Source organism: Aerococcus kribbianus (assembly GCF_026805545.1).
In the GTDB taxonomy this organism is placed as follows: domain Bacteria; phylum Bacillota; class Bacilli; order Lactobacillales; family Aerococcaceae; genus Aerococcus; species Aerococcus kribbianus.
Map to the genome: position 1 here is coordinate 1 of NZ_JAPRFR010000002.1, position 23,278 is coordinate 23,278.

The window sequence follows — 23,278 nt, forward strand, 5'->3', positions numbered from 1 at the left end:
TTGCATGTATTAGGCACGCCGCCAGCGTTCGTCCTGAGCCAGGATCAAACTCTCATGAAAGATTGTTTCATGAGCTTCTAGCTCATTTTATTGCTGACTTATTTATAGTAGTTCGCACTACTTTGAACTGTTTGGGTTGTTAACTTCTGTTAACTCCCTACACAAATTGGTTCGTCTTCTTTGTTCAGTTTTCAAAGGTCTATGTCGTTGCGTTTGCTGCAACTTTTATATCATATCACAAGCGATAAATGCTTGTCAATAGATTTTTAAAAAATATTTTTAGAGCATTTTGTGCTCCGTTGCTCTCTTGAAGCAACTCAATCAGTATATCAAGGACTTGATTCCTTGTCAATAACTTTTTTGAAAAAAATATTTTGTCGCTAAAACTTCTAAGTCATTTCCTAGTACTGTTTCAGCGGCTGATAAATATATTACCACCATTCAATAACTTTGTAAAGACTTTGTAAATATATTTTTTGAGTAAATTTACATTCCTTATAAAGAGATAGCGTAATACCTTATACCGATAAATTAAAACGATTGGACCATTCGTCCAATCGCTTTAAAATTTAATTTAAAAAATTTTATATTCGAGACTTAACGTTTTTTATTTCATCCTTTTAGTCTGGCTCCAAAAGTCAGAACAGACTGCCTTTCCCAAAATCCCTCAGATGGCTGTTTGCCATCTTTCAAGTTTTAGACCAAGGCCTCTGTTCTTAACGACTTGTGTCATGCCCATTAATTGAGTTCTGGAATGCAGTTCCTTCGACTTTTGATTAAAGACGTTGATTCAAGTCTTTTGCTAAGTCTTCAAATCCTGGTTTTCCTAACAAGGCGAACATGTTTTTCTTATAGGCTTCTACACCCGGTTGGTCAAAAGGATTTACTCCATTAAGATAACCTGAAATTCCCACCGCAATCTCAAAGAAGTAAATTAAATAGCCTAAAGAATAAGCATCCATTTTTGGAATTTCAACAATTAGATTAGGGACTTGACCATCAGTATGGGCTAGTACAGTTCCTTGGAAAGCTTTAGTATTTACATAGTCGACATCTTTTCCTTGTAAGTAAGCCAAACCGTCTAAGTCTTCTGCTAATTCTGGAATTGTAACATTTTTTTCAGCTTCTGCTACTTTAATAACAGTTTCAAAAATATTCCGCCGTCCTTCTTGGATGTATTGTCCTAGAGAATGAAGATCGGTTGTAAAATTAGCGCTTGAAGGGTAAATGCCGCGTTGATCTTTACCTTCTGATTCACCGAATAATTGTTTCCACCATTCTGAGAAGTAACGCATTTTTGGCTCATAATTGATTAATAGTTCAGTAACCTTACCTTTACGGTATAAGATATTCCGTAAGGCAGCATAGCGATAAGCCGCATTTTTATCAATATCAGCTTGACTAAAGTCATCCATAGCAGCTTCTGCTCCTGCTAGCAAGGCATCTGTATCTGCTCCTGAAACAGCAATAGGTAATAAACCTACCGCAGTTAAAACGGTAAAACGTCCACCAACAGCATCAGGGATAACAAAGCTCTCGTAACCTTCTTTATCGGCTTCTGATTTTAAGGCACCGCGCGCTTTGTCAGTGGTAGCGTAAATTCGTTCATTAGCTGCTTCACCATATTTTTTATGGAGTAAATCTTTAAAAATACGAAAAGCTACTGCTGTTTCTGTTGTTGTTCCTGATTTTGAAATCACATTAACTGAAAAATCACGATCACCAATAATTTCAATAAGATCAGCAAGATAAGTTGAGCTTAAGCTGTTTCCAGCAAATAAAATTTGTGGCGTCTTACGATCATCAGCGCTTTGAAAATCAGCAAAACTATGTGACAAGAAATCAATCGCTGACTTAGCCCCTAAATAAGAACCGCCAATACCTAAAACAACTAGGACTTCAGAGTCACTTTGAATCTTCTTAGCAGCTTCTTTAATTCGAGCATATTCTTCTTTGTCATAGTCGCGAGGTAGGTTTACCCAGCCAGTAAAGTCATGACCTGGACCTGTTTTTTCACGCAACATTTTATCAGCGGTGGATACAAATGGTTGCATCGCTTCAAGTTCGTGAGCCGCAACAAAATCAGCAATTTTTGAGTCATCTAATTTAATATGAGTCATGATTTGTCTCCTTTATATCATAATTTTGAATATTGTCTAAGGCCTGATCAATCCAACCAGGCATTTGTTTATCTAAAGATTGAAAACCTATATCAGGCAACTTACGTTTAGGGGGTCGGCCTAACTTTTTAGGTCGTTTAGGTGTTTTTAAAGGTTTTAAAGAACGCGCTGACAGAGAAAGTTTCTGAGTATATTCATCGATATCAATGATTTGTACTTTAATGGCATCACCCACTTGATAATGTTGGTGAATATCACTAACATAACCATGATTTAATTCAGAAATATGAATCAGCCCTTGCTGATATTTATCCAACTTAACAAAGACCCCATAAGGCTGAATACCAGTAATTTGACCTTCAATAATATCACCAATATGATAACTTTGTGCTGTTGTCATTAAGCATCCATCCCAAAACGATCCAACAAGGTCTCATCTTCAATACGAACACTTTCAATCACAATATCTTCTACTGGTTTATCAGCAGAATCAGTAGGTGTTGCCTCAATAGCATAGACAGCATCCATACCCGAAACAACTTGGCCGAAGACAGTATGCTTATGATCAAGCCAAGGAGTACCACCCTTTTCTTGGTAAGTGGTCACTAAGTCTTCAGGCCAGTCAAGGCTCTTCATTTGCGCTATTAGTTGGTCAGGGACAGCTTGGGCTGTGACAATAAAAAACTGTGATCCATTCGTATTTGGGCCTGAATTGGCCATCGATAGTGCCCCATTGAAGTTAAACAATTGCTCAGAAAATTCATCTGCAAAAGCTTGCCCAAAATATGATTGGCCACCAAAGCCTGAGCCACTTGGGTCACCACCTTGAATCATAAAATTAGGAATTACTCGGTGAAAAATTACACCATCATACTTCCCTTCTTTAGCTAAACCAATAAAATTCTCAACCGCTTTTGGTGCCTGGTCGGGAAACAAGACCAAGGATATCTCACCTTGATTAGTGACTAGAGTCACACTACTTTGCTCTCGAGTCACTTGATTTTGTGGAAATGTCATACATCATCCTCCTTCTCTCATATTGTATCAAAGCCAACCCGTTTAGGAAATAATTTATGCCTTTTTTGATTAATTATCATTTAATATCTACGTCTTTTCGTGCTATCATGAGACTAAAGAAAAATTTGGAGGCGGAAATGACAATCACAAGCATTTACCCTTTACTCACCTCATTTTCTGCCATTATCATTACGCAATTATTGAAATATCCCATTGCCTTAATCTTTCGAAAAGCCAATGCCAATCTTTCAATTATTCATGCCACTGGAGGAATGCCGAGTTCTCACTCAGCTGCTGTTACCTCCTTGATAATGGCTCTAATCTTCCAATATGGTTTTCTCTCACCTCATGTCGCCATATCTGTGACCTTTGGGGTAATTATTATGTTTGATGCCATGGGAGTTAGACGGCAAAGTGGTGAACAAGGCGTTTTATTACATTTTCTGGTAAAAACACTCAAAACTAAAGCACGAGAAACTGATGACCAACAACTATTAGAAAGCTTAAATACCCTAGACGAAGATGAAATGGTCATTAATGACTATCTGGGACACAAGCCTTCTGAAGTCATTGGTGGTATGATAACCGGTATAATCATTGCCTTCGTATGGCGGAGTTTATTAATTACTCTAGCCTTACCTATGTAAATCATCTAGAAAAGGAGTTACTATGATTCCCCCAAGAACAGACATTCTTATTGTCGGCGGAGGCCCAGCGGCTTTGTTCGCTGGGTTTTATGCTGGCATGCGACAATTATCCACTCGTATAGTAGAGAGCCATCCCACAATTGGAGGACAGCCAGAAATTCTTTATCCTAATAAAAACATTTTTGATATCCCAGCTTATCCTAAAATCACTGGCCATGCTCTTACTATCAACCTACAAGAACAGCTCGCTCGTTTTGAAAACTCTACTTACTTTTCACTCAATGAAAAAGTCACCCAACTGCAAAAACAAAATGATGGTTTTGCTGTGACCACCCAGAACACAACCTATTACGCTAAAACTGTATTAATTGCGGCAGGTAATGGCGCCTTTGCTCCACGCAAAATTAAGTTGGAGGGCCTCGAAGAAATTGCCGATAAATCTGTAGATTACTTCCTCCCAAAGCCCAATACCTTGCAAGATAAAAAGGTAGTCGTTTGTGGCGGAGGGGATACTGCTTTTGATACTGCTTTGGCCATAGCTGACCAAGCCAAACACGTCTACCTCATTCATCGTCGCAATCGTTTCCGAGCTCATGAACATAGCGTCTATTTAGCTAAAAATCATCCTAAAATTGATTTGCTTACTCCCTACGTACCCCAAACTGTTCAAGGCGATAAGGAGGGTAACTTGACTCAACTTACTTTGCAAAAAGCACGTTCAGAACAAACTATTGACCTAGCAGTTGACCATTTATTAATGGCTTATGGCTATGTTTCTTCCTTAGGCCCAATAAACGATTGGGGGTTAAAGTTTCATGATAATAAAATAATTGTCCATCAAGACATGCAAACTAACTTATTAGGTATCTTCGCTATTGGTGATATTTGCTATTATCCAGGTAAGACCTCTTTAATTGCCCAGGGCTTTAGTGAGGCAAGTATAGCTATCAATGGAATTTACCAATATTTAAACCCTGATCAAGACTTACATCCCTTACATAGTTCCGAAATAATGCACTAGAAAAAAGAAGAAAGGCTGGGATGAAATCCCAGCCTTTTCATATTATCTTTTAGTTGAGCTCGCAAATGCAGGACTGACATACGTTTCCCAAAAGTCTTTGCTAGCTTGTCGCTATCTTCAATCTTTTGGTCCAAGGATTCCGTCCTAGCGCTTTTTCAGCGTTCCCTATTATTTTTTAACTGTGTCAGTCCTAAACGATAAAAGAGCCACAAAAAAAGTTGTAACAAGATAAATACACCCACAAAACAGAGCAGAAAAAATGAGTCATTTAACACTAGAATAATGGGATCGGTGCTTGGATTAAATAACCAGGCATCATTATCAAAAAATATATGATGAAAAGTAGTAAACACCTGATTAAAATTAAACAATAAAACCAAAATAACTAGCAACGGTAAAAATTGCAAAACTTTAAATGATTTTGCCAACTGCCAGAGGCCTTGTTTTTTATTAAGATAGTTTATAAATATAATACTAAAAATTGCTGTAAACAATAATATCCTGTCATTAAATAAGAATAACTGCTTAACCTCATAAAAATGAAAACGAGCTGAATCAGACATTGGAAAATAAGTCAAAGACAGATCATTTATCCAAGGGAAATTTAAATAAGCAATCAAATTCCGATAATCAGCCATTATCTGATTAGGGGATAATCCGACTAATTCATGCAAATTAAATAAGGCTAGATTTAATCGGAACAAAGGGAAAGACCAAATAATAATAAAAATAGCTAGTGACAAGGAAAGGACTACTAGGCTAACAATACCCAAATAATAAATTATTTTTTCTTTCATAATTTCACCTAGTTAAACCCTATTAACTAACAATTGACTTTCTATTAAATCTGCATAATCAGCAAAAACATAGTCAGGATAAATAGCTAAGTGATCACAATCTTTACGATTGTGGACACCAGTTTCAATAAGTAGACTAGTGACATGGGCATTTTTGGCCGCTTGAATATCAGTCAATAAGTTGTCTCCCAAAAAATACGCCTGGTCGGCAGAAATCCCCAACTGTTCCAAGGCGCCTTGGATAATTTTAGCCTGAGGTTTACCACATACAATTGGTTTCGATGCAGAAACATCAGCAATTAAATTACCCAATGCCCCAGCTCCCGGAACAAAACCATCCTCACTAGGAAACTGCACATCAGGATTTGTTAGATAAAAACTCGCCCCTTTTTGGATGGCAAGGCCTGCAAAGGCTAATTCCTTATAAGTCACTTGACTATCTAAACTAACTACGACTGTATCCACATTTTCAGGATCTGACCCTTCAAAAGTGTAACCAAGGTCCGCAATACTGCTCTTTAAATGATCTCCTCCAAAGACATATACCTTTTTTTGGTGATCTTTGGGAAAATTTTCCTGATTCAACAAGCTAACTAGAGTATCTACCGAACTAAAAAATTTACTAGGAGAGACATGAATATCATGATAATTAGCTAAGAAGTCAGCTGCTTCTTGGTGTGAACGCGTCGCATTATTAGTTACAAACAGATAGGGAATATTTGCTTGGTCTAAATAGTGAATAAACGCTTTGGCACCTGCTATCTTGTTCTTCCCTCGGTACATGGTACCGTCTAAATCAATTAAAAAAGCTTTTGTCATAACAATTCCCTATCCCCTATCTAATTTCAAAGGTAGTTGGCTTACGTCCTTTATTCTGTTTAGTTGGTCGACTTGACACCGTCTTAGCTTTATCTTTGGAAATAATTTTATAGTCTTTCTTCGGTCCTTTATTCTTCCCTTTTGTTTTATGTCGGTGATTCTTATTCCGATTTCGTTTAATTTTGTTCCCTTTTTTATGACGTGATTTTTCTTCTTGCTTAAGTTCTTCTAGCTCTAACTTAAGGTTCTTATCACGTTGGATCATGGATTCATGCGACCGCTCTTGTTCTAAAACGAAATAAGCACAGCCGAAACTGCAATATTCAAGAATATAATCAGGGAGATGATTAATTTTTTGATCAAGTTTTCCCGCTTGGGCCTCTTCATAGTAAAATCCCTTGAGTCGTAATTGATCAAAAGACCAATCCCCCACAATATAATCATATTGGTCAAACAAGGCCATATACCGTTGACTCAAAGCTTTCATATCCAAAGCATCCTTATAATTAATCCGTAACATAAAATAACGGCCATTAATTTCCAGTTTATCCTGGTCAATTTTAGCGACTTGGGCTTGAGGATAAGGTAAATTATCATGAATTTCTTTTAATTCTTCCTGGCGCTTCCGCGATAGCATCCTAACCCTCCTTTCCAACTAATGATTTTATTTTTTTTGCTTTACTTTATTTTCTTCAACAATTTCTTGGGCCTTAAATCCTACCTTTTTCATCAAGCTAATATAATTTTGTCGCTCTTGACTAGTTAAATTAGCAAAAATAGCGGCAATACATTGTGTATGACTCGCAAAGGCAGCCTCCATTTTCTCACGGCCCAAATGAGTTATCGAAGCCATTATGATTCGCCGATCATCAGGATTTTTCTCCCGTTTAGCTAATTCTTTGGCCTCTAAGCGATCAATGACATAGGTTAAACTCGAATTAGGAATCAAAATTCGTTGTCCAATTTTTTGAATGGCTTGGGGACCACGGTTGTATAATAATTCTAGCACCGTGAATTCATTTTCACTTAAGCCATATTGGCGCATATCTCGTTTTAATATGTCTAAAATGTATTGGTTGGCACGTAAAGTTACACGCAAGGCATGTAAACTTTCTTGAGCTGTTTTATCTTGGGTCATAAGTCACTTCCTTAGTCGTCAATCCATTTTTCCAAGGACACAGGGGGCAATTTATTGGCCATATCATCACCTGATTGATGACGAAAAGCGGTTTTCTTGCCTTTTTTTCGCCAGTCAATCAAAATTCGATTGATATAACGCAAACTATAGGCTTGATTTAAAACAGCTTCTTTCACTGCTTCCTTAATGGTATCCGGATCAAAATGGTCCTTAGTCATCCACTCTGCTACCGTTTGATACTCAATCGGGGAGAGTTGCCGAGAAAATTCATCTTGAATTAAATTAAAGACACTTTCTTCCTTCTCAGCCGTCTCTCTGGCCTCTTGCTCATGGTTATCCACTTGTTTCAGTTGGTCCAACTTGTAATACAAAGGAGCGAGACTATAATACTCTGCTACCTGTCCTTGCTGGTTTTTATGGGTCTTTATTTGGATAATATTTTTATCAATTAGCCCTTCTATTCCAGCATAAATCTCGGTATCACTATAATTCATCCGCTCTTTCAAGCGTGATAAAGCCGGAAAATCTTCTCCTTGGGCTTGAAAACTAACTATATGAATCAGCAACATCATTTCGTTGTTAGAGATATCAAGTTGGTGATAATTTTCTAATATTCTCGTTCGTAATACAGTATAACGTTCTGCCTTCACAAATAATCCTACTTTCTGCGGTGTGTTTCAATAAAGGCGTGAATACGTTCAATCGCTTGGTTAAAGGTGTCTTGATCAGTAGCATAACTAAGGCGAATATGCTGGTCACTCCCAAAAGCAGATCCAGGAATGACTAAGACATAATATTCAGCTAGTAAGGCGTTGACGAAATCATCAGCAGTGGCAAAACCTGTCAGTTGACAAGCCTCACTAATATCTGGAAACAGATAAAAGGCGCCCCGTGCCTTACTGCTGAGTTGAAAACCAGGAAGCTGACTCACCTTATCATATGCATTTTCTAACCGTTTTGCGAAAGTCATGCGCATATTAGCGAAATCTTCTTGGCTTCCTTGCAAGGCAGCCAAACCAGCATATTGGCTCAAGCCACTAGCATTCGAATTACTTTGGCTAGCTAATTTCGCCAAGGCTTGGATAATTTCTTGGCGCGCAAGTACATACCCTAAACGCCAACCTGTCATGGCATAGGTCTTAGAAAAGCCGTTCACAATAATGACATGATCTAAATTATCAGTTAAAGACATGATTGATTGGGGTTGCGTGTCCCCATAAACCAAACGATAATAAATTTCATCAACCACTAAAAGAATATTATGCTCGCGGCAATAATCAGATATTGCTCTGACTTCATCTCCACTATAAACCATCCCCGTAGGATTAGATGGCGTATTCAAAATTAAAAATTTAGTTTGCTCATTAGCATGTGTGGCCACTTGTTCTACGGTAATTTTATAGTCTTGCTTTTCTTGACTAGGAATAATAACGGCTTGACCACCAGCTAATTTCACTTGTTCCAGGTAGGACACCCAATAAGGGCTAGGTATCAGTACTTGGTCACCTGGATTTAGTAGAATTTGACAAATAAAATACAAGGCCATTTTAGCTCCGTCACAAACAAAGACTTCTTCTTTTTCATAGCGATAACCGTCATGATCAGCGTGAAAATCAGCGATAGCTTGTCGTAATTCCGACATACCTGCACTCGGACTATAATGATGGCCCTTACCTTTATACATTGCCTCATTCACAGCATCCAAAATATATTTAGGCGTAGAAAAATCGGGTTCACCTAAGCCTAATGAAATCACATCTTTGCCTTGGTCCTTAAGCTCACTAGCTAATTGAGCCGACATGGTAGTTTTAGATGGTTTTAATTCATTGATTCGTTGACTTAACATGAAAGCCCTCCTACAAGTTATTTATTGTTTCATACCATTGCGCATCACTGGCATCAATATAATGATAGCCCAAATAGCCATTTTCATCACGGAAAGACACTTCCCAAACATATTCGCCATTCTCGATTCCGATATTAGCGGTTTTAACCTGAACATTACCTAGGTCATTACGCGTTAAGGCAAGGGCATTATCTTCATTCACCAATTCATCAACATTGGCAGTATAGGTTTGATCGTCATCAGGAGAATAAGTAAAGTAAATGGCTTGACCTTCGTCATTCTCACCACTGACAGTGTAATAAGTTTTGTTTTTAGTAAATACATAAAAATTGTTTGCTTGACGCAGTCCAGCTTTATTTTCAGCTAAAGCCAAGGTGTCGGCCTCCCACTGAGCAATATCCTTTTGACTAGAAAAATAAACAGCCCCAGTAGATAGAATGTAGGCAAATAAAATAAAAATAAGTGTATTAATCACCTTATGTTTCATGTGATTATTCCTCACTTTCCTGGTTAAAAGTAAATACATCTGCCAAATGACTCAAGTGAAACCTTAAGCCCTCTGGTAGTGCCCGCTTGATTTGCTGGTGATAAGAACTTTTGATCACTCTTTGATCCACTGAAAACAAGTAGACCTTGTCATCAGTGTTATGAAGGCAACGACCTATAATTTGTTGTAAACTAAGCAACATTTCCGGTAAGGCCACACTCTTGAAATAGTCATGCCCTTGATATTGGGCCCAATCTGCTTTAGCTAGCTCGCGAGCTGCCCTAGGATTAGCAAAAGGCAAACGAGTCATAATGTAAACATTCGCTCCTGATTGAAAATGCACGCCTTCATTAAAGGAATACATTGCCAATAGTACCCCTATCTCTAAACGATTAAATTGTTGACGAATTTTACGACGTGATTGTTGAGAGTTTTGGGCTAACACATTATTTTGCGTAAAAGCAGGAGCCAAAATCTGTAAGCGATCATAAACCTGACTTAGTAATTCTTGTGACTGAAACATCACCTGGATCTTATTGGCTTTTGTTGGCAAAGTATCCAACAAAAACAGGACAACTTGCGCAATATAATCCGCTGCTTGACTATCAGACAACTTATCAATGGAAGGTTGGTCGTTTAATACATAAGCTTCTATTTGTTTATTATACGCAAAAATAGCAGGATAAGTATAGTAATGATAATGCGTGAGACCAAAACTTTTTTCAATCATATCTTGTTGAACCATCAATTCCAGACTAGCTGACATCAAAAAGACTTGGCCAGGCCATGCTTTTAAGGCTGCAAACAAAGCGGACTTACTTTGGTATTTTTCCTGTATTAAGACTAGGTCTGTCTGCTTCTGATCATCTCTAGTCTGCTTTTTTAGTAAATAGTAATGGGCATTCTCTTCTTTAAGCATCTTTTGTATCGTTAGGTCTGCCTGATTTAAATTTTTTAGGACTTCCCATACTTTGCTTGAAAAACGACCGGTACTTTTAGTTGAGAACAGTTTTAGCTGTTGATTCGTCATTTCAATAACCAACTCTAGCCGCTGATAGAAATGGTGTAGCTGCTCTTCTAAAGCGAAACTACGGCTTCGAGATGGCGATAAATAAATTTCCTGGTCTTGATAATGACTGGAATGATAATAGTCTTCTCGGCTAATCTGGTCGATAATTTGACTCAAAGCATGCCACTGCTGACCCAATGCTTGGATATTTTCCTGCCAGTCATAAAAATCATGCCAGTCTTGACCAAGCTTTGGATTAGCCAAAAACTTATCACTTATCTGGGTATATATTTGCCACAAGGAGGCTATATTAATCTGTAAATGATGACTAGACAGCTGATAACGCCCATTTCGGCGACTAATTTCAGGTAGACGATGACATTCATCAATTATTAGCGCTTTATTTGTGAAGTGGGTGAGCTCCTCTAAATGAGCCATAAAAAAAGCATGGTTAGAAATTGTCAAATCTGCTTCTTTGGCCCGGCTAAATTGACGTAAATAAAAGTTATTGGCTAGGTTTTGATCACTTTCCTGGTGAGAATAGCTAGTCATAATCTGCCAATACCGTTGCCAAAATAAGTGATTGCGTAATGATGGGTGCAGTTCATCAAAATCTCCAGTTGATGTTTCTGTCAACCACACCATCGCAGCCATCAAAATCATAGCATCCCTTTTTAACTCGTCATCGACCTGTCGAGTCATATCACGCTTTAACTCGGCTAAGGCTTGAAGATTGACAAAATGTTTGGGACTTTTTAATAAGGCAACCTTTAGCGGCCGCCCCAAATAATCCACCAAAAGTGGCACAGTATCTTCATAAATTTGGTCTTGTAACAAGGTCGTTGGCGTTAAATAAAGCACGCCCTGGTCCGAATGTCTCAATAACCCAATTAAGGAGGCCAAGCTTTTCCCTGTTCCCGCTAGTGCTGAAAGCAAATGAAATTTATCATGCTTATCACGCTCTTGAAGATCAGTAATCATGGCCTCTTGAATCGAATTTAATTGAATGCTAGCGTGGGGATTATCATGTTGGTCGACTGCCAAAAATTGCTTGGGAAAGACCCTTCCCTTCGCCTTATCAGGAGCTAAGACAAAGTCATTCCAATAATAATCATTCTTATTGACATTTTTTGACTCCATGAACCATTGAAAAACATGCTGGCCAGTTTCTCTGATAAAGAAATGCAAAAATGGCTTAATATCTAAAAAGAATTCTCTAGGTAGGTCAGCAATTTTATCTTGAATCAGCATTAAAAGCTTACTTGTCGCTCGTGCATCTGCTAAAGCATTATGAGCATTCTCTAACTCAATCGCTAAATACTCAGAAATTTCACCTAATTTATAGGAAGGTGCCATTGGATAAAAAACTCGGGCCAACTCGACAGTATCAACACCATCTAGGTTAAGATCAGGATAACCTAAATCCTTAAACGAAGCATTTAAAAAACGATAATCAAATTGAATATTATGGGCAACAATGACTGTCCCTTGTAAGGCTTCCCATAAGTCCTCAGCAATATCATCAAACTTAGGTGCTCTTTCCACATCTTTATCATAAATACCGGTTAACTGACTAATGGCTTTGGGAATTGGGGATAAGGGATGGATGTTTTGTTCATAGCTAGCAACTACCTCTCCGGCTTCTACAAAGACAATTCCGATTTGAATTATCCGATCACCCCGCCGATAGGAAGGGCCTGTTGTCTCTAAATCCAAAACTGCATAGCGAATTGGCACAGTTGTCAGCTCCTTTGTTAGTAATCAGTGAGATAAGCAAATAAAGCAGTTGGCTCATTACTTACTTGTCCAAGAACCACGGCTTTTTCTGCTAGTTTTAAAGCTTTTCCTATCCAAGCTTTATTATCAGGGGCAAAATGATGGATGATGTCACGACCATTAATAGCTAAGTCTTTAAGTTGATGGATAGGTAAATTTTGATAACTTTTCTTGACCTGGTCAAGATCCAATATGTGAAAATAAGTAGCAAAATGACTGTCTTGGTCAGCTTGGCCATGGATAAAGCGCTCTAACTTTAATACTTGATCAATATCTTGCTGATATAAAAACCAGCTATCATAAGTCGCATGGTCTGACCGATAAATCAATAAAGCCACGTAAGCAGAAATACGGTCTCGATCTGCGTTAGATATTTTCCAGGCCCTAGCTAGTTTCTTATGGTCATCATCAGCCAAACAACCCGCAGTCCATAATAAAACTGCCCAAGCCAAAGAAGACTCTGTAAAAGCCATGTCAGAACTCAAATCTGCTAATAATTGAGAGAGAGGACTTTCCCAATTTTGGAGGCCAGGGCAATAAGCATAGAGGCCTGTCTGAGTATAGGCTGTTATTCCTTGATGCCAATAAGGGCTCTCCCAAAGTTTGTTCATTTCTACTAAAATACGCTCAATCGCAATTTTTTCTAAGAGTTGAGCGTTGTCACAGATTCCTTGCCAGGTCTCACTAGCAATCGTAAAGCCGAGTTGCCCTGAAAAGCGAACTGCTCGCATCATTCTTAGCGCATCTTCATGAAAACGATCATAAGGATTCCCCACTGCTACGATTTCTTTTTTCGCGATTGCTTGTTGACCAGAAAAATAATCCACAATTTGGCCTTTACTATTTAATGCTAAGGCATTCATAGTAAAATCGCGCCGCAACAAATCTTCCGACAAATCTTGAACAAAGGTCACCGAATCAGGTCGGCGGAAGTCTTGATATTCTGCTTCAGTACGGAAAGTCGTAATCTCATAGGTGTCTTGTTGAAACCAAACCATAACTGTTCCGTGCTCAAGGCCAACATCAAAATGTTTGGGAAAAAGCCTTTGAACTTCCTCAGGATAAGCAGAACTAGCAATATCAATATCATTTATTGGTCGTCCTAATATACCATCACGAACACAACCACCCACAAAGTAAGCATCAAAGCCAGCTGCCTCTAAGCGCTCTACAATCGGTAAGGCAGCTTGGAATTTAGGATTGTCAATTAGCATTAAAAATCCCCCTCCAGTTCCTCATAGCGAGCGATTATCATTTGTAGACTCATGGCTTGACGATAATTAGGATGGTCTCTTAGTAGCTCACCAATTTTTTTCCAATCGCCCATTTCTTGAAGAAAAGCAAAATAATCTTCAATAAAGGAAAGATTGTCAGCAAGGTTAGTGTAAGCCTCATTGTAGAAACTTTTTGCTTGGTCAAAAATGTCAGTTTCTTGGTAGACTTTGGCTTTTAACCATGCGTAATGAGGGTCAACAAAGTCTTGTCGGTCCATATCCATCATTAAGCCACGGGCCAAATCATAATCTTCTTGATCAATAGCTAATTCAAGCATTTTTAGCTGAGCCAAGCTATAATCGGGATCTAAATCAACTGCCTGCTCAAGTAATTTAAAAGCGGATTCCTTATTGCCTAGTTTTTCATCAATTTCAGCAGCCTGCAAATAATTAGGAGCATGGAATGGATTCTTAGCAATTGCCTCTTGGAGTAGTTCTTTTGCTTCTTCGTAATCATAAAAATGCATTTTTGTTGTCGCAAATAATGGTAGGAAGTCATCACTCAATTGCTCATCTTCATTTAATTGTTGAAAAATAGAGTTAGCTTTCTCATAATTAGCCAATTGGTAATAATTAAAAGCTAGTTGCTGCTTCGTATTGATTGAGCGGTCTTTTTCCGGGATGGCTTCCAATAGATCTGTTGCTGCTTCCCAATCTCCTAACCAAGTTAGCGCATAGGCATAATGGTCACGAATTTTAGTCAGGACATCATCATTTAAACCACTAGCATCAGCTAATAAATTCTTATAGAGAGGGAGCGCCTCTTGAAAATGGCCTTGATCAAACTCTAATTCAGCCAATCCAAAAGCAATTGCCTTTTCTTCTGGTGCTATCTGTGCTGCTTCAGTTAATTTTGCCAGGGCTACCTCTGGTAAGGCTAACATCTGATAGGCATCGGCTTGAAGCAAAAGACTATTTAAATAATAGTCACTTTGACTACTAATACTTAAGAGCGCGTCCAAAGCTGCTTCTAAGTCTCCATTATCAACCATTAATTCACCCATTAGAATTGCCCATATTTCATCATTAGGGAATAATTCTTTGCCTAAATTATAGAGACGTTTCGCATAATCAACCATACCTAGTTGAGCAAATTGGTAGCCATTCTCAGCAATCACTTGACTATTAGATTGCTTGAGTGCTCCTAGTAATTCCTCGAAGGCTTGGTCTGCCTTGTCGAGTTGGTTGCTTTGGATGTAGCTAATGACTTCTTCTTGCTTATTGGCCACAAAATCGCTCCTTCACTACTTACTTCAATAACTACTATGATAGCAGTTTTTTTCAACTAATAAAACAAAAAAACTATCTCTTATTGAGATAGTTTTTGTTTTTATTTAACAGCATCTTTTAACCCTTTACCAGGTTTAAAAGCGGGAACCTTGCTTGCTGGAATTTCGATTTCTTCTCCTGTTTGTGGGTTACGTCCTTTACGGGCCGCACGTTCACGAACTTCAAAGTTACCAAATCCAATTACTTGAACCTTTTCCCCGTCAGCTAATTTTTCTTCAATTGTCTCAAAAAGTGCATCTACAATTGGAGCAACAGTCTTTTTAGACTCGTCCACTTTACCAGCAACACTTTGTACTAAATCTGCTTTGTTGGCCATGTGTTTCACCTCCTTCGTCAAGTTACACAAGGCAACTCAAGCTTTAGGAGTATCCTATTTTTCTAAGATAATCCACTTACAATATAACATAGAAAGCCCATGACATCAACGTTTATACCTGATAAAAACGTGATTACTTCCGTTCTCTGGTAATCATATGAATCGGGGTTCCTTCAAAGTCAAAAGCTTCTCTAATTTGATTACTTAAAAAGCGTTCATAAGAGAAATGCATTAATTCCTTGTCATTAACAAAAGCAACAAAAGTGGGTGGACCTACAGAAACTTGCGTTAAATAATAGACACGTAACTTGCGCCCTTTATCTGAAGGAGCGGGATTAATTAAAATTGCTTGGTTAAGTACTTCATTTAAGACAGAAGACTGAACGCGACGTTGATGGTTATCGGCAACACGCTCGATAAGTTCTGGTAATTGTTTTAGACGCTGCTTGGTTTTTGCTGATACAAATAAGATTGGGGCATAATCTAAGAAAGCAAACTGGTAACGAATATCCTCGGTAAACTTCTTCATCGAATGGTTGTCTTTTTCAAGGGCATCCCATTTATTGACTAAGATTATAATAGCTTTACCTGCTTCATGAGCGTAACCAGCAATCGTCTTGTCTTGTTCTTGAATCCCTTCTTCAGCATTCAAGACCAAAACAGCCACCCGAGATCGTTCAATAGCGCGCATAGCACGCATAACAGCATATTTTTCAGTTTTTTCATAAACCTTACCTTTTTTACGGATACCCGCTGTGTCAATCATGGCAAAATCGCGGTTATCGTAGGTAAAGAAGGTATCTACAGCATCCCGAGTCGTTCCTGCTAAATCGGAAACAATTACGCGCTCTTCCCCTAATATGGCATTAACTAATGAAGACTTACCAACATTAGGCCGACCTATAAAAGAGAAGGTAATTAAATCCTCGTCGTCATTCAGATCAGGTTCTTTATGGGCAAGTTGGAAGGCACGTTCCAATAAGTCCCCCAAACCTAGACCATGACTACCAGAAAGAGGATAAGGGTCTCCCAATCCTAGACGATAGAAATCATAAATATCTGCTCTTTGCTCAGGGTTGTCTGCCTTATTCACGGCTAAAATAACGGGCTTATCTGTTTTACGTAACAGTTTAGCAACCATTTCATCAGTTTTTGTAACACCATCTCGGACATCAGTCAACATAATAATCACATCTGCTTCATCCATGGCAATTTCCGCTTGCATATGGATCTGTGACATAAAATCAGCTTGATTAAATTCTAATCCGCCTGTGTCAATAACATTAAGGGACCGGCCTAACCATTCTCCTCGGGCATAAATACGATCACGTGTCACACCAGGAATATCTTCAACAATGCTGACCCGCTCTCCTACTATCCGGTTGAAAATAGTTGATTTACCAACATTAGGACGGCCGACTATTGCTAATGTTAAGGCTTGTGCCATTTGTCTTCCTCCTTCCTATAAATAGAAAAGGTAGGCTAAAATAAATCTAGCCTACCAAAATAAGTGTTTTCACTACTAATTAGTCTTCATCATCAAATGAGAAACCTTTTAATTGGTCTCCTAAGATATCAGACATAGTGAATCCTGTATCGTCATCAGAAACATTTTGTTTGTTTTGACGTGCATTGTTTTTAGGACGTGATTTCTTTTGTCCGCCTGTTGAACGTTTTTTCGCTTCAGAGCGTGAACCTGATTGGTCTTGGCTTTGAGCTGGTGCTTCTTCAAGGGCTTTGATAGACAATGATAAGCGTTGTTCTTCAGGGTTAACATCAAGAACCTTAACTTTGATTTCTTGTCCTTCACTCAATTTGTCAGCAGGAGTTGCCACATGTTCATGAGCGATTTGAGAAATATGAACAAGTCCTTCAACACCTGGGAATACCTCAACAAAGGCACCGAAATCTACTAAGCGACGAACGATACCATCTAGTTCAGCTCCCTTAGGTGCTTTTTCTTCGATATCATCCCATGGTCCAGCTTGTAATTCTTTGATTGATAAAGAAATACGACCATTTTCTTCGTCCACAGATAAAATCTTAACATCAACATCTTCGCCCTCAGTTAAAACATCAGATGGGTGTTTAACATGATGGTGAGCAATTTGAGAAATATGTACAAGACCATCAATACCACCAAGGTCGATAAAGGCACCGAAGTTAGCTAAACGAGCAACCTTACCAGTCACTACAGATCCTTCTTCGAATGATGCTAATTTTTCAGCGCGTTCTTGCTTACGTTTTTCAGCAGCAATTTCTTTGTGTGATAGGATTAAACGATTTTCTTTTGGATCAATTTCAACAATCTTAACTTCTAATTCTTGACCTTGATAAGGAGAGAAATCATCAACGTAATAGTCTTCTACCATTGAAGCAGGGATAAAACCGCGAATACCAGCATCAACAACTAATCCACCTTTAACTACACGAGTTACTGGAACAGTAATTGTTTCATCATTAGCTGCTTTTTCTTCAAGTTCTGCCCAAACTTTTTTCGCTTCTACGCGACGTTTAGATAGTAAGAAAGAACCATTTTCTTTTTCTTTGATTTGTTTAACAACAACGAGATCTACGACATCGCCAACGTTTAATACATCGGTGATTTCTTCGAAAGGTTGTGCTGAAATTTCGTTGTAAGGTACTACCCCTTCAACACCAGCGCCTTCGATTCCAACGATTACTTGTTTATCATCGTCGATAGTTAAAACTTCACCCTTAACAGTGTCGCCAATTTTAACTTCCATAGATTCTGCAAATAGGTCTTCCATTGATGGAATTTCTTCATTTGCTTCTACTTCGTTATTGTTCTGTTGTTCTAATTCATTTGCCATAAACTATATCCTCTCCTAATAAGTACTCACTCATTCGCTAATAAGCCAATGATACAAGCTTTATAATACCATGAACAAGTGAGTAACTCAACTTTTTTCTTAATTTATCCTAGTTTTTTCTTAATTTCAGCTAGTATTAAGCTTTCTACTTCAGCCAAAGTCAAATCCGAACTATCCAATAGAATTGCATCACTAGCTTGTCGCAAGGGACTTTCCTCCCGGTTGGAATCATAGGCGTCTCGTCGTTCGATATCCGCCTGTAACTCAGCTAAACTAGTTTTTGAGTAGCCTTTCGCTTGGTTTTCTGCATAACGTCGTCTTGCTCGCTCTTGAGCTGAGGCTGTTAAGAATATCTTGACCTGTGCATCAGGTAAAACGACCGTGCCAATATCCCGTCCATCCATAATGACGCCACGTCCAGATTCAGCAAAACGTCGTTGTCTTGCTACCATATCTTGACGCACTTCTTTGCGTGCTGAGTAAGCGGACACTGCCTGTGAGACACGATCTTGACGAATTTTTTGGCTGACATCTTGACCATTTAGAAATACCTTTTGACCTAAACCATTCTCTGCCTTAGCAAAGTCAATGCTAATATTTGCCAATAGCGATTTAAGACCCTCTATATCATCAGCAGATACTTGCGCTTGGAGAGCGGCTAAAGTTAAAGCCCGATACATAGCGCCGGTATCCAAATAAATATAATTTAATTCTTGTGCTAATTGTTTGGCCACCGTACTTTTACCTGAGGATGAGGGGCCATCAATAGCAATTTGAAATCCTGTTTTCGTCACTTTATCCACCTAATTCACCTGCAATACTGTTCCTGGTCCAATTGAGGAGCTCGAAGACAAACCATTCAATTCTAACAACTCATCCAAAGTCATGCCATGGTTAACCGCAATACGATATAAATTGTCACCAGGTTGGACTGTATAAGTGCCAGAAGCTTGGCTTTCGGCCTGACTTTCAGCTTCGCTTTCTTGAGCGGCTTGGTTAGCTGCTTCTTGCGATTGGGCAATTGAGGCTTGCTCTGCTTGCCGTTGTGATTCAGCTTGAGCGGCTGCTTGTTCTTGAGATTCTTGGGCTAAACGTGCGTCTTCTTCGGCTTGGCGACTCGATGCTTCCTTAGCCTGAGATTCTGATTCTGCTTTAGCGACAGACTCTGATTCTGCTTTTTTAGAAGCAGCTATCGATTCCGATTCTTTACGACTGGCTTCTTCTTCACTAGAGTTTTGTGTTTTGGAAACCATCACTTGTTCTGCTGTTTCTTTTTCTGGTAGTTTTTGTTGATTGGAGTAATAGCCATAAACTAATACAGGAACTAATATTACCAAGACCGCTAGGAACAGGAGCACCTTTTGCAGTGGTGTCACATTAGCAGATGTTTTCTTCTTGTTACGCGCTGACCGTGAATATTTGCGATTTTTTAAGTTCTCATACTCATCAAAAGATTGGTCTTCAGAACTCACATTATCTTGCTCCTCATCAGAAGCAAGCTTCCAACTCTTAGTGGTATCTTTGTCTTCAATATTTTTTAAGTCATTTTTCGGGTCTTTATCTTTATTTTTTTTATTAAAAGGATTCTTAAATTTCATCTTCTAGCCCCTCTTTCATTCTTCCAAATTGTACCATTATTTAAATTGAAAGTCAGTAACTGACCCTACTTTAAATCACTTTACCCCAGTAATGCTTGCAAATGTTTTTGCCAATCATAAGAAGACTTAGCTTTACTATTTTGCCGACCCATATTTAGATAGGTCTGGTACCAGTCTTGATCCTTATAGTTTTTTTGACAATTGGAACAACACGGTACTTGGCCATATTCCTTTACTTGATTTTGGCTAGACTTTAATAATTGTAATCGAAAACAATCATCAGATTCTAACAATGAGACCACCTGACCTAACTTCTCTTGCTTACGTTGATAATTATATGTTAAATGAGTCAGTGCTGCTTGATAATTACTATAATGTCGATGATAAAAAGTAAGCAAGGCTGCCTGGTTTTCAGGGAGTTTAGCTAACATGGTATCAATGGCTTGCTGAGTGCGTGTTTGCTTCAATTGGAACAAAGCATCTAATAATTGTTGGTTTTCCTGGTAGCTACGGGTCTGTATTTGTTGTAAATGGTTGAGTCGGCTGATTTCCTGGCTATCAACCAACCAAAGAGCCAAAGCTTGTTTACCATCACGACCAGCTCGACCATCTTCTTGAATTAACTCTTCCAAGCTTTGCGGAAAATGATAATGAATGACAAAACGAACATTGTCTTGATTAATTCCCATTCCAAATGCCGACGTCGCCAAAATTACATCAACTTGCCCAGCTAAAAACTGTCCTTGAATCAATTGTCGATCCGCATCAGACCGATCACCATGATAGGATTCTAAATTAAGAGACGTTTGCTGTCGTAACTGCCCTAAGAGCTTTTCCAATTCTTCTTTATGATGGACGTAGACAATTCCTGGTTTAGGTAGATTTTCCAAGGCGGCTACTAGGTAACTTAGTTTATCCTTAGATTCTACATAGTCACGCCCATAAAATATATTGGGGCGATTTGTATCACTAGCCACGAAGGCTAAATTTTCATCCTCTGTAAAAAGTAACTGCTGGATATCAGCAATAATCTCCTGGTCTGCAGTGGCTGACAGAGCTAAGGTAAGTGGTAGGCCTAAATGCTTGCGAGCCTTAAGAAGATCAGCATACTCTGGACGAAAATCAAAGCCCCACTGTGAAATACAATGGGCTTCATCAACCACCAGTAAACGAATAGGTACTTCTTTTAGACGGCGAAGTATTTTATCTTGTAAGAGAGTCTCAGGAGATAAAAAGAGAAATTGCAAGTCTCCCAGTCGATTTAGTAACCAAGCCCTTTCCCTAGTGTCCTGCTGACTATTTAAGCTGGCCACTTTTTGGATTCCTAAGGCTTGACTTTGCCTCACTTGGTCTTGCATCAAGGCAATCAGTGGCGACACTATGACTGTCAAACCCGGTTCTTGATACTGAAACAGCTGATAAATCAAGGATTTTCCACCTGAAGTGGCTAAGATAGCTAAGGTATTTTCTCCAGCAGATAGCTTGTTTAACGCGTCTTCTTGGCCTGGCTTAAAATTCTGAAAGCCTGTCATAGTTCTTAACTGCTCTTCCCACTTAATCATCCCACACACCTCCTAAAGGTAATTGTTTAACCCGATCATAATATTGCCATAAGCGAAAGAGATAAAAAGGCTTATCTACACCGTAAAGCGCTTGAAAATCTGCATAACTTTCGGGTAAGTTTTTGGGCATAGCTTCTAAGTCCTGGCCTAATTGTTGGCAAAAATCTTGCTTAAAAGCCTGGGGAAAATACAAGAGTATTTCTTGCAAATGATCATTAATAGTAGAGACTTTTAAGCCTCTCTTGCGAGCAATTTCTTCCATGCCCAATCCCTCGTTTAAATGACAAAAAGTAATTTCTATGCTTTGGTTCCATGGATGGGCATGCTGAACTAATAACCGAAAAAATTCTCCCAAAACCCCATTAGACTGTATACAAGTAGCCAGCAAAGTATCAAAGTAAGCAGAGCTAATCAAGGCAACTTCCCTACTGTCATAATTAGCTTGACGGGCAACTTGGTCAACGGTAGCCCCTAAGACCTGGTCCCCAGAGAATTGGGGCCAAAACAAATCATTAAGCCCTTGAGGATATTGGTTAGCAAAGCGTTTAATTTCTTCAAAACAAGCCTTAGCAATATCAGCTTTAGTCATGGTCCTATTCTTCTGGCGATAATGGGCAAAATAAAGTTTGACAATATGCTGCGCTTGGTGGGTCTGGCTAATAGGAATAAAACTATTGTTTTGATGACGAGTATAACTTAAACTTTGTAGCAACAAAGCAAAACTTTCCCACCACAGGTTTCGCACCGCTTTAGGGATTTGATTATTAGCTTGTAACCATAAGTCTTTGGCTTCTACCAAACGAATTTTATCCCAATTAGGGCGAGTATTATCCTGGCAAAAGACTTGCCATTGCTCCTTACTTAAATGAGGCAATAAGCCATGAAAGGCTTGCACCTGGGCTTCAACAGCAAAAAAAAGTGTGGTAGCAGTTCGCCTGCCTACCAACACTTGGTAAAGACGGTTGTCTGAAACCGTCTGTCTTTTTTCTTGTAATGAGGCCACAATCATTTTCATTACTGTCATCCTTACTCAATCAAAATCTCACAAGCTAGGGTTGAATGCTACTACACACATTATACCCGATGTTCTTGCCAATTGGCCACACCAAATTTAGCAAGTAATTGAGGTAAGACCTTGACGACAACCACGTGACCTAATATTGAAACAATCACACCTTTGAGAAGATTAAAAGGTAGAACACCATAAATAATATAAGCTCGCATGTCATCAATTGGGAAGTTCATCATGTAAATGTAGAGTGGAGTAATAATAAAATAATTTAAGACAGTCATAATAACGGCCATGGAGAGGGTACCAGAAAGATAGGCCAATAGTTTTCGACCCCATGAAATCTCATGGTCGATAAGATTCTGCGTCATCGCTTTACCTTGCAAAGGCTTTTTTAGAATCCAATAAATAGGTAAAACATAGGCCAATGAAGCGATTAATGAAGCTATATCACCAATAGGTATTCCCATCTCTCCACCTGTGAAGAGATAGTGTAAGCCCCGAGACAAGACGGCTGACATTAATGCACCGATAGGCCCTTGAACCATGGCCACTAAAATTATTGGAATGTCAGCAAAGTCTACCTTTAAAAAAGGTAGGGCTGGCATCACCGGAAACGAAAAGTACATTAATATATAAGATAAAGTGCCCATAACAGTAGCAAGTAGTAGATGTTGTGTTTTTTTACTCATCAGCTTCTCCTTCTACTCCAGAACAT

At 38.8% G+C, this 23,278-nt stretch carries 23 protein-coding genes and 1 rRNA gene; 2 read left to right on the forward strand and 22 right to left on the reverse strand.

Annotation, left to right across the window (positions count from 1 at the left end):
- The 4 genes from OW157_RS04990 to OW157_RS05005 form a co-directional block, all read right to left on the reverse strand.
- Nucleotides 1-60 (reverse strand): 16S ribosomal RNA (locus OW157_RS04990); the annotation flags it as partial.
- Between the two features lie 716 nt (nt 61-776).
- The gene (locus tag OW157_RS04995) at nt 777-2,120 is read right to left on the reverse strand and encodes a glucose-6-phosphate isomerase (protein WP_268752256.1); all 1,344 of its coding nucleotides are present in this window, start codon (nt 2,118-2,120) and stop codon (nt 777-779) included.
- Entirely contained in the window at nt 2,107-2,520 is a 414-nt protein-coding gene (locus OW157_RS05000; RefSeq protein ID WP_268752257.1) for a CvfD/Ygs/GSP13 family RNA-binding post-transcriptional regulator, read from the reverse strand. Before OW157_RS05000 ends, OW157_RS04995 begins: the two co-directional genes overlap by 14 nt.
- Nucleotides 2,520-3,137 carry a peptidylprolyl isomerase gene (locus tag OW157_RS05005; protein ID WP_268752258.1) on the reverse strand — a complete coding sequence of 206 codons (618 nt, stop codon included), beginning with the start codon at nt 3,135-3,137 and terminating at the stop codon, nt 2,520-2,522. The genes OW157_RS05000 and OW157_RS05005 overlap by 1 nt, the downstream gene beginning before the upstream one ends.
- A 137-nt stretch (nt 3,138-3,274) precedes the next feature.
- On the opposite strand from OW157_RS05005, the gene OW157_RS05010 reads away from it, so the two are divergent.
- Together OW157_RS05010 and OW157_RS05015 are read left to right on the forward strand one after the other, a co-directional pair.
- The gene (locus OW157_RS05010; protein ID WP_268752259.1) at nt 3,275-3,784 is read left to right on the forward strand and encodes a divergent PAP2 family protein; all 510 of its coding nucleotides are present in this window, start codon (nt 3,275-3,277) and stop codon (nt 3,782-3,784) included.
- A 22-nt stretch (nt 3,785-3,806) separates the two neighbouring features.
- Nucleotides 3,807-4,805, forward strand: coding sequence for an NAD(P)/FAD-dependent oxidoreductase (locus tag OW157_RS05015; protein ID WP_268752260.1), 999 nt, complete (start codon nt 3,807-3,809; stop codon nt 4,803-4,805).
- Between the two features lie 155 nt (nt 4,806-4,960).
- Here the strand turns inward: OW157_RS05015 and OW157_RS05020 are convergent, their stop codons facing one another.
- The 18 genes from OW157_RS05020 to OW157_RS05105 form a co-directional block, all read right to left on the reverse strand.
- Complete coding sequence (locus OW157_RS05020) at nt 4,961-5,602, reverse strand: TIGR01906 family membrane protein (RefSeq protein ID WP_268752261.1); 642 nt, start codon at nt 5,600-5,602, stop codon at nt 4,961-4,963.
- Nucleotides 5,603-5,614: 12 nt separating this feature from the next.
- Complete coding sequence (locus OW157_RS05025; RefSeq protein ID WP_268752262.1) at nt 5,615-6,421, reverse strand: HAD-IIA family hydrolase; 807 nt, start codon at nt 6,419-6,421, stop codon at nt 5,615-5,617.
- A 16-nt stretch (nt 6,422-6,437) separates the two neighbouring features.
- Nucleotides 6,438-7,058 (reverse strand): YutD family protein, encoded by a 621-nt coding sequence (locus OW157_RS05030; RefSeq protein WP_268752263.1) that lies wholly within the window; start codon nt 7,056-7,058, stop codon nt 6,438-6,440.
- 27 nt (nt 7,059-7,085) lie between these two features.
- Nucleotides 7,086-7,559, reverse strand: coding sequence for a MarR family winged helix-turn-helix transcriptional regulator (locus tag OW157_RS05035; RefSeq protein WP_268752264.1), 474 nt, complete (start codon nt 7,557-7,559; stop codon nt 7,086-7,088).
- A gap of 11 nt (nt 7,560-7,570) precedes the next feature.
- Nucleotides 7,571-8,209 carry a DnaD domain protein gene (locus OW157_RS05040; protein WP_268752265.1) on the reverse strand — a complete coding sequence of 213 codons (639 nt, stop codon included), beginning with the start codon at nt 8,207-8,209 and terminating at the stop codon, nt 7,571-7,573.
- Between the two features lie 8 nt (nt 8,210-8,217).
- Complete coding sequence (locus OW157_RS05045) at nt 8,218-9,405, reverse strand: pyridoxal phosphate-dependent aminotransferase (RefSeq protein ID WP_268752266.1); 1,188 nt, start codon at nt 9,403-9,405, stop codon at nt 8,218-8,220.
- Between the two features lie 10 nt (nt 9,406-9,415).
- Nucleotides 9,416-9,892 carry a cell wall elongation regulator TseB-like domain-containing protein gene (locus OW157_RS05050; RefSeq protein ID WP_268752267.1) on the reverse strand — a complete coding sequence of 159 codons (477 nt, stop codon included), beginning with the start codon at nt 9,890-9,892 and terminating at the stop codon, nt 9,416-9,418.
- A gap of 4 nt (nt 9,893-9,896) precedes the next feature.
- Nucleotides 9,897-12,638, reverse strand: coding sequence for an exonuclease domain-containing protein (locus tag OW157_RS05055; RefSeq protein ID WP_268752268.1), 2,742 nt, complete (start codon nt 12,636-12,638; stop codon nt 9,897-9,899).
- Between the two features lie 17 nt (nt 12,639-12,655).
- Nucleotides 12,656-13,891, reverse strand: a complete 1,236-nt coding sequence (locus OW157_RS05060) for a CCA tRNA nucleotidyltransferase (RefSeq protein ID WP_268752269.1) — start codon at nt 13,889-13,891, stop codon at nt 12,656-12,658.
- Nucleotides 13,891-15,180 carry a tetratricopeptide repeat protein gene (locus OW157_RS05065; RefSeq protein ID WP_268752270.1) on the reverse strand — a complete coding sequence of 430 codons (1,290 nt, stop codon included), beginning with the start codon at nt 15,178-15,180 and terminating at the stop codon, nt 13,891-13,893. Before OW157_RS05065 ends, OW157_RS05060 begins: the two co-directional genes overlap by 1 nt.
- Before the next feature lie 101 nt (nt 15,181-15,281).
- Nucleotides 15,282-15,557 (reverse strand): HU family DNA-binding protein, encoded by a 276-nt coding sequence (locus OW157_RS05070; RefSeq protein ID WP_268752271.1) that lies wholly within the window; start codon nt 15,555-15,557, stop codon nt 15,282-15,284.
- 133 nt (nt 15,558-15,690) lie between these two features.
- Complete coding sequence (gene der, locus OW157_RS05075; RefSeq protein WP_268752272.1) at nt 15,691-17,004, reverse strand: ribosome biogenesis GTPase Der; 1,314 nt, start codon at nt 17,002-17,004, stop codon at nt 15,691-15,693.
- Between the two features lie 79 nt (nt 17,005-17,083).
- Entirely contained in the window at nt 17,084-18,391 is a 1,308-nt protein-coding gene (gene rpsA, locus OW157_RS05080; RefSeq protein WP_268752273.1) for a 30S ribosomal protein S1, read from the reverse strand.
- Nucleotides 18,392-18,495: 104 nt separating this feature from the next.
- Complete coding sequence (gene cmk, locus OW157_RS05085) at nt 18,496-19,185, reverse strand: (d)CMP kinase (protein ID WP_268752274.1); 690 nt, start codon at nt 19,183-19,185, stop codon at nt 18,496-18,498.
- Nucleotides 19,186-19,194: 9 nt separating this feature from the next.
- Nucleotides 19,195-19,989, reverse strand: a complete 795-nt coding sequence (locus tag OW157_RS05090; RefSeq protein ID WP_268752275.1) for a LysM peptidoglycan-binding domain-containing protein — start codon at nt 19,987-19,989, stop codon at nt 19,195-19,197.
- An 80-nt stretch (nt 19,990-20,069) separates the two neighbouring features.
- A complete protein-coding gene (locus OW157_RS05095; protein WP_268752276.1) occupies nt 20,070-21,551 on the reverse strand; it encodes a RecQ family ATP-dependent DNA helicase in 1,482 nt (493 codons plus the stop codon).
- Nucleotides 21,544-22,566: a helix-turn-helix domain-containing protein gene (locus OW157_RS05100; protein WP_268752277.1), complete on the reverse strand. Its 1,023-nt coding sequence runs from the start codon at nt 22,564-22,566 to the stop codon at nt 21,544-21,546. The genes OW157_RS05095 and OW157_RS05100 overlap by 8 nt, the downstream gene beginning before the upstream one ends.
- 59 nt (nt 22,567-22,625) lie before the next feature.
- Nucleotides 22,626-23,252 carry an ECF transporter S component gene (locus tag OW157_RS05105; protein WP_268752278.1) on the reverse strand — a complete coding sequence of 209 codons (627 nt, stop codon included), beginning with the start codon at nt 23,250-23,252 and terminating at the stop codon, nt 22,626-22,628.
- Between the last annotated feature and the right edge of the window lie 26 nt (nt 23,253-23,278).

Excerpts from the sequence above, each read along its gene's own strand:
- OW157_RS05020 (WP_268752261.1), bottom strand. The coding sequence starts at position 5,602 with ATGAAAGAAAAAATAATTTATTATTTGGGTATTGTTAGCCTAGTAGTC.
- OW157_RS05025 (WP_268752262.1), bottom strand. The coding sequence starts at position 6,421 with ATGACAAAAGCTTTTTTAATTGATTTAGACGGTACCATGTACCGAGGG.
- OW157_RS05105 (WP_268752278.1), bottom strand. The coding sequence starts at position 23,252 with ATGAGTAAAAAAACACAACATCTACTACTTGCTACTGTTATGGGCACT.
- OW157_RS05030 (WP_268752263.1), bottom strand. The coding sequence starts at position 7,058 with ATGCTATCGCGGAAGCGCCAGGAAGAATTAAAAGAAATTCATGATAAT.
- OW157_RS05060 (WP_268752269.1), bottom strand. The coding sequence starts at position 13,891 with ATGCTAATTGACAATCCTAAATTCCAAGCTGCCTTACCGATTGTAGAG.
- OW157_RS05015 (WP_268752260.1), top strand. The coding sequence starts at position 3,807 with ATGATTCCCCCAAGAACAGACATTCTTATTGTCGGCGGAGGCCCAGCG.
- der (WP_268752272.1), bottom strand. The coding sequence starts at position 17,004 with ATGGCACAAGCCTTAACATTAGCAATAGTCGGCCGTCCTAATGTTGGT.
- rpsA (WP_268752273.1), bottom strand. The coding sequence starts at position 18,391 with ATGGCAAATGAATTAGAACAACAGAACAATAACGAAGTAGAAGCAAAT.
- OW157_RS05035 (WP_268752264.1), bottom strand. The coding sequence starts at position 7,559 with ATGACCCAAGATAAAACAGCTCAAGAAAGTTTACATGCCTTGCGTGTA.
- OW157_RS05070 (WP_268752271.1), bottom strand. The coding sequence starts at position 15,557 with ATGGCCAACAAAGCAGATTTAGTACAAAGTGTTGCTGGTAAAGTGGAC.
- OW157_RS05000 (WP_268752257.1), bottom strand. The coding sequence starts at position 2,520 with ATGACAACAGCACAAAGTTATCATATTGGTGATATTATTGAAGGTCAA.
- OW157_RS05095 (WP_268752276.1), bottom strand. The coding sequence starts at position 21,551 with ATGATTAAGTGGGAAGAGCAGTTAAGAACTATGACAGGCTTTCAGAAT.
- OW157_RS05050 (WP_268752267.1), bottom strand. The coding sequence starts at position 9,892 with ATGAAACATAAGGTGATTAATACACTTATTTTTATTTTATTTGCCTAC.
- OW157_RS05010 (WP_268752259.1), top strand. The coding sequence starts at position 3,275 with ATGACAATCACAAGCATTTACCCTTTACTCACCTCATTTTCTGCCATT.
- OW157_RS05005 (WP_268752258.1), bottom strand. The coding sequence starts at position 3,137 with ATGACATTTCCACAAAATCAAGTGACTCGAGAGCAAAGTAGTGTGACT.
- OW157_RS05100 (WP_268752277.1), bottom strand. The coding sequence starts at position 22,566 with ATGAAAATGATTGTGGCCTCATTACAAGAAAAAAGACAGACGGTTTCA.
- OW157_RS05090 (WP_268752275.1), bottom strand. The coding sequence starts at position 19,989 with ATGAAATTTAAGAATCCTTTTAATAAAAAAAATAAAGATAAAGACCCG.
- OW157_RS04995 (WP_268752256.1), bottom strand. The coding sequence starts at position 2,120 with ATGACTCATATTAAATTAGATGACTCAAAAATTGCTGATTTTGTTGCG.
- OW157_RS05045 (WP_268752266.1), bottom strand. The coding sequence starts at position 9,405 with ATGTTAAGTCAACGAATCAATGAATTAAAACCATCTAAAACTACCATG.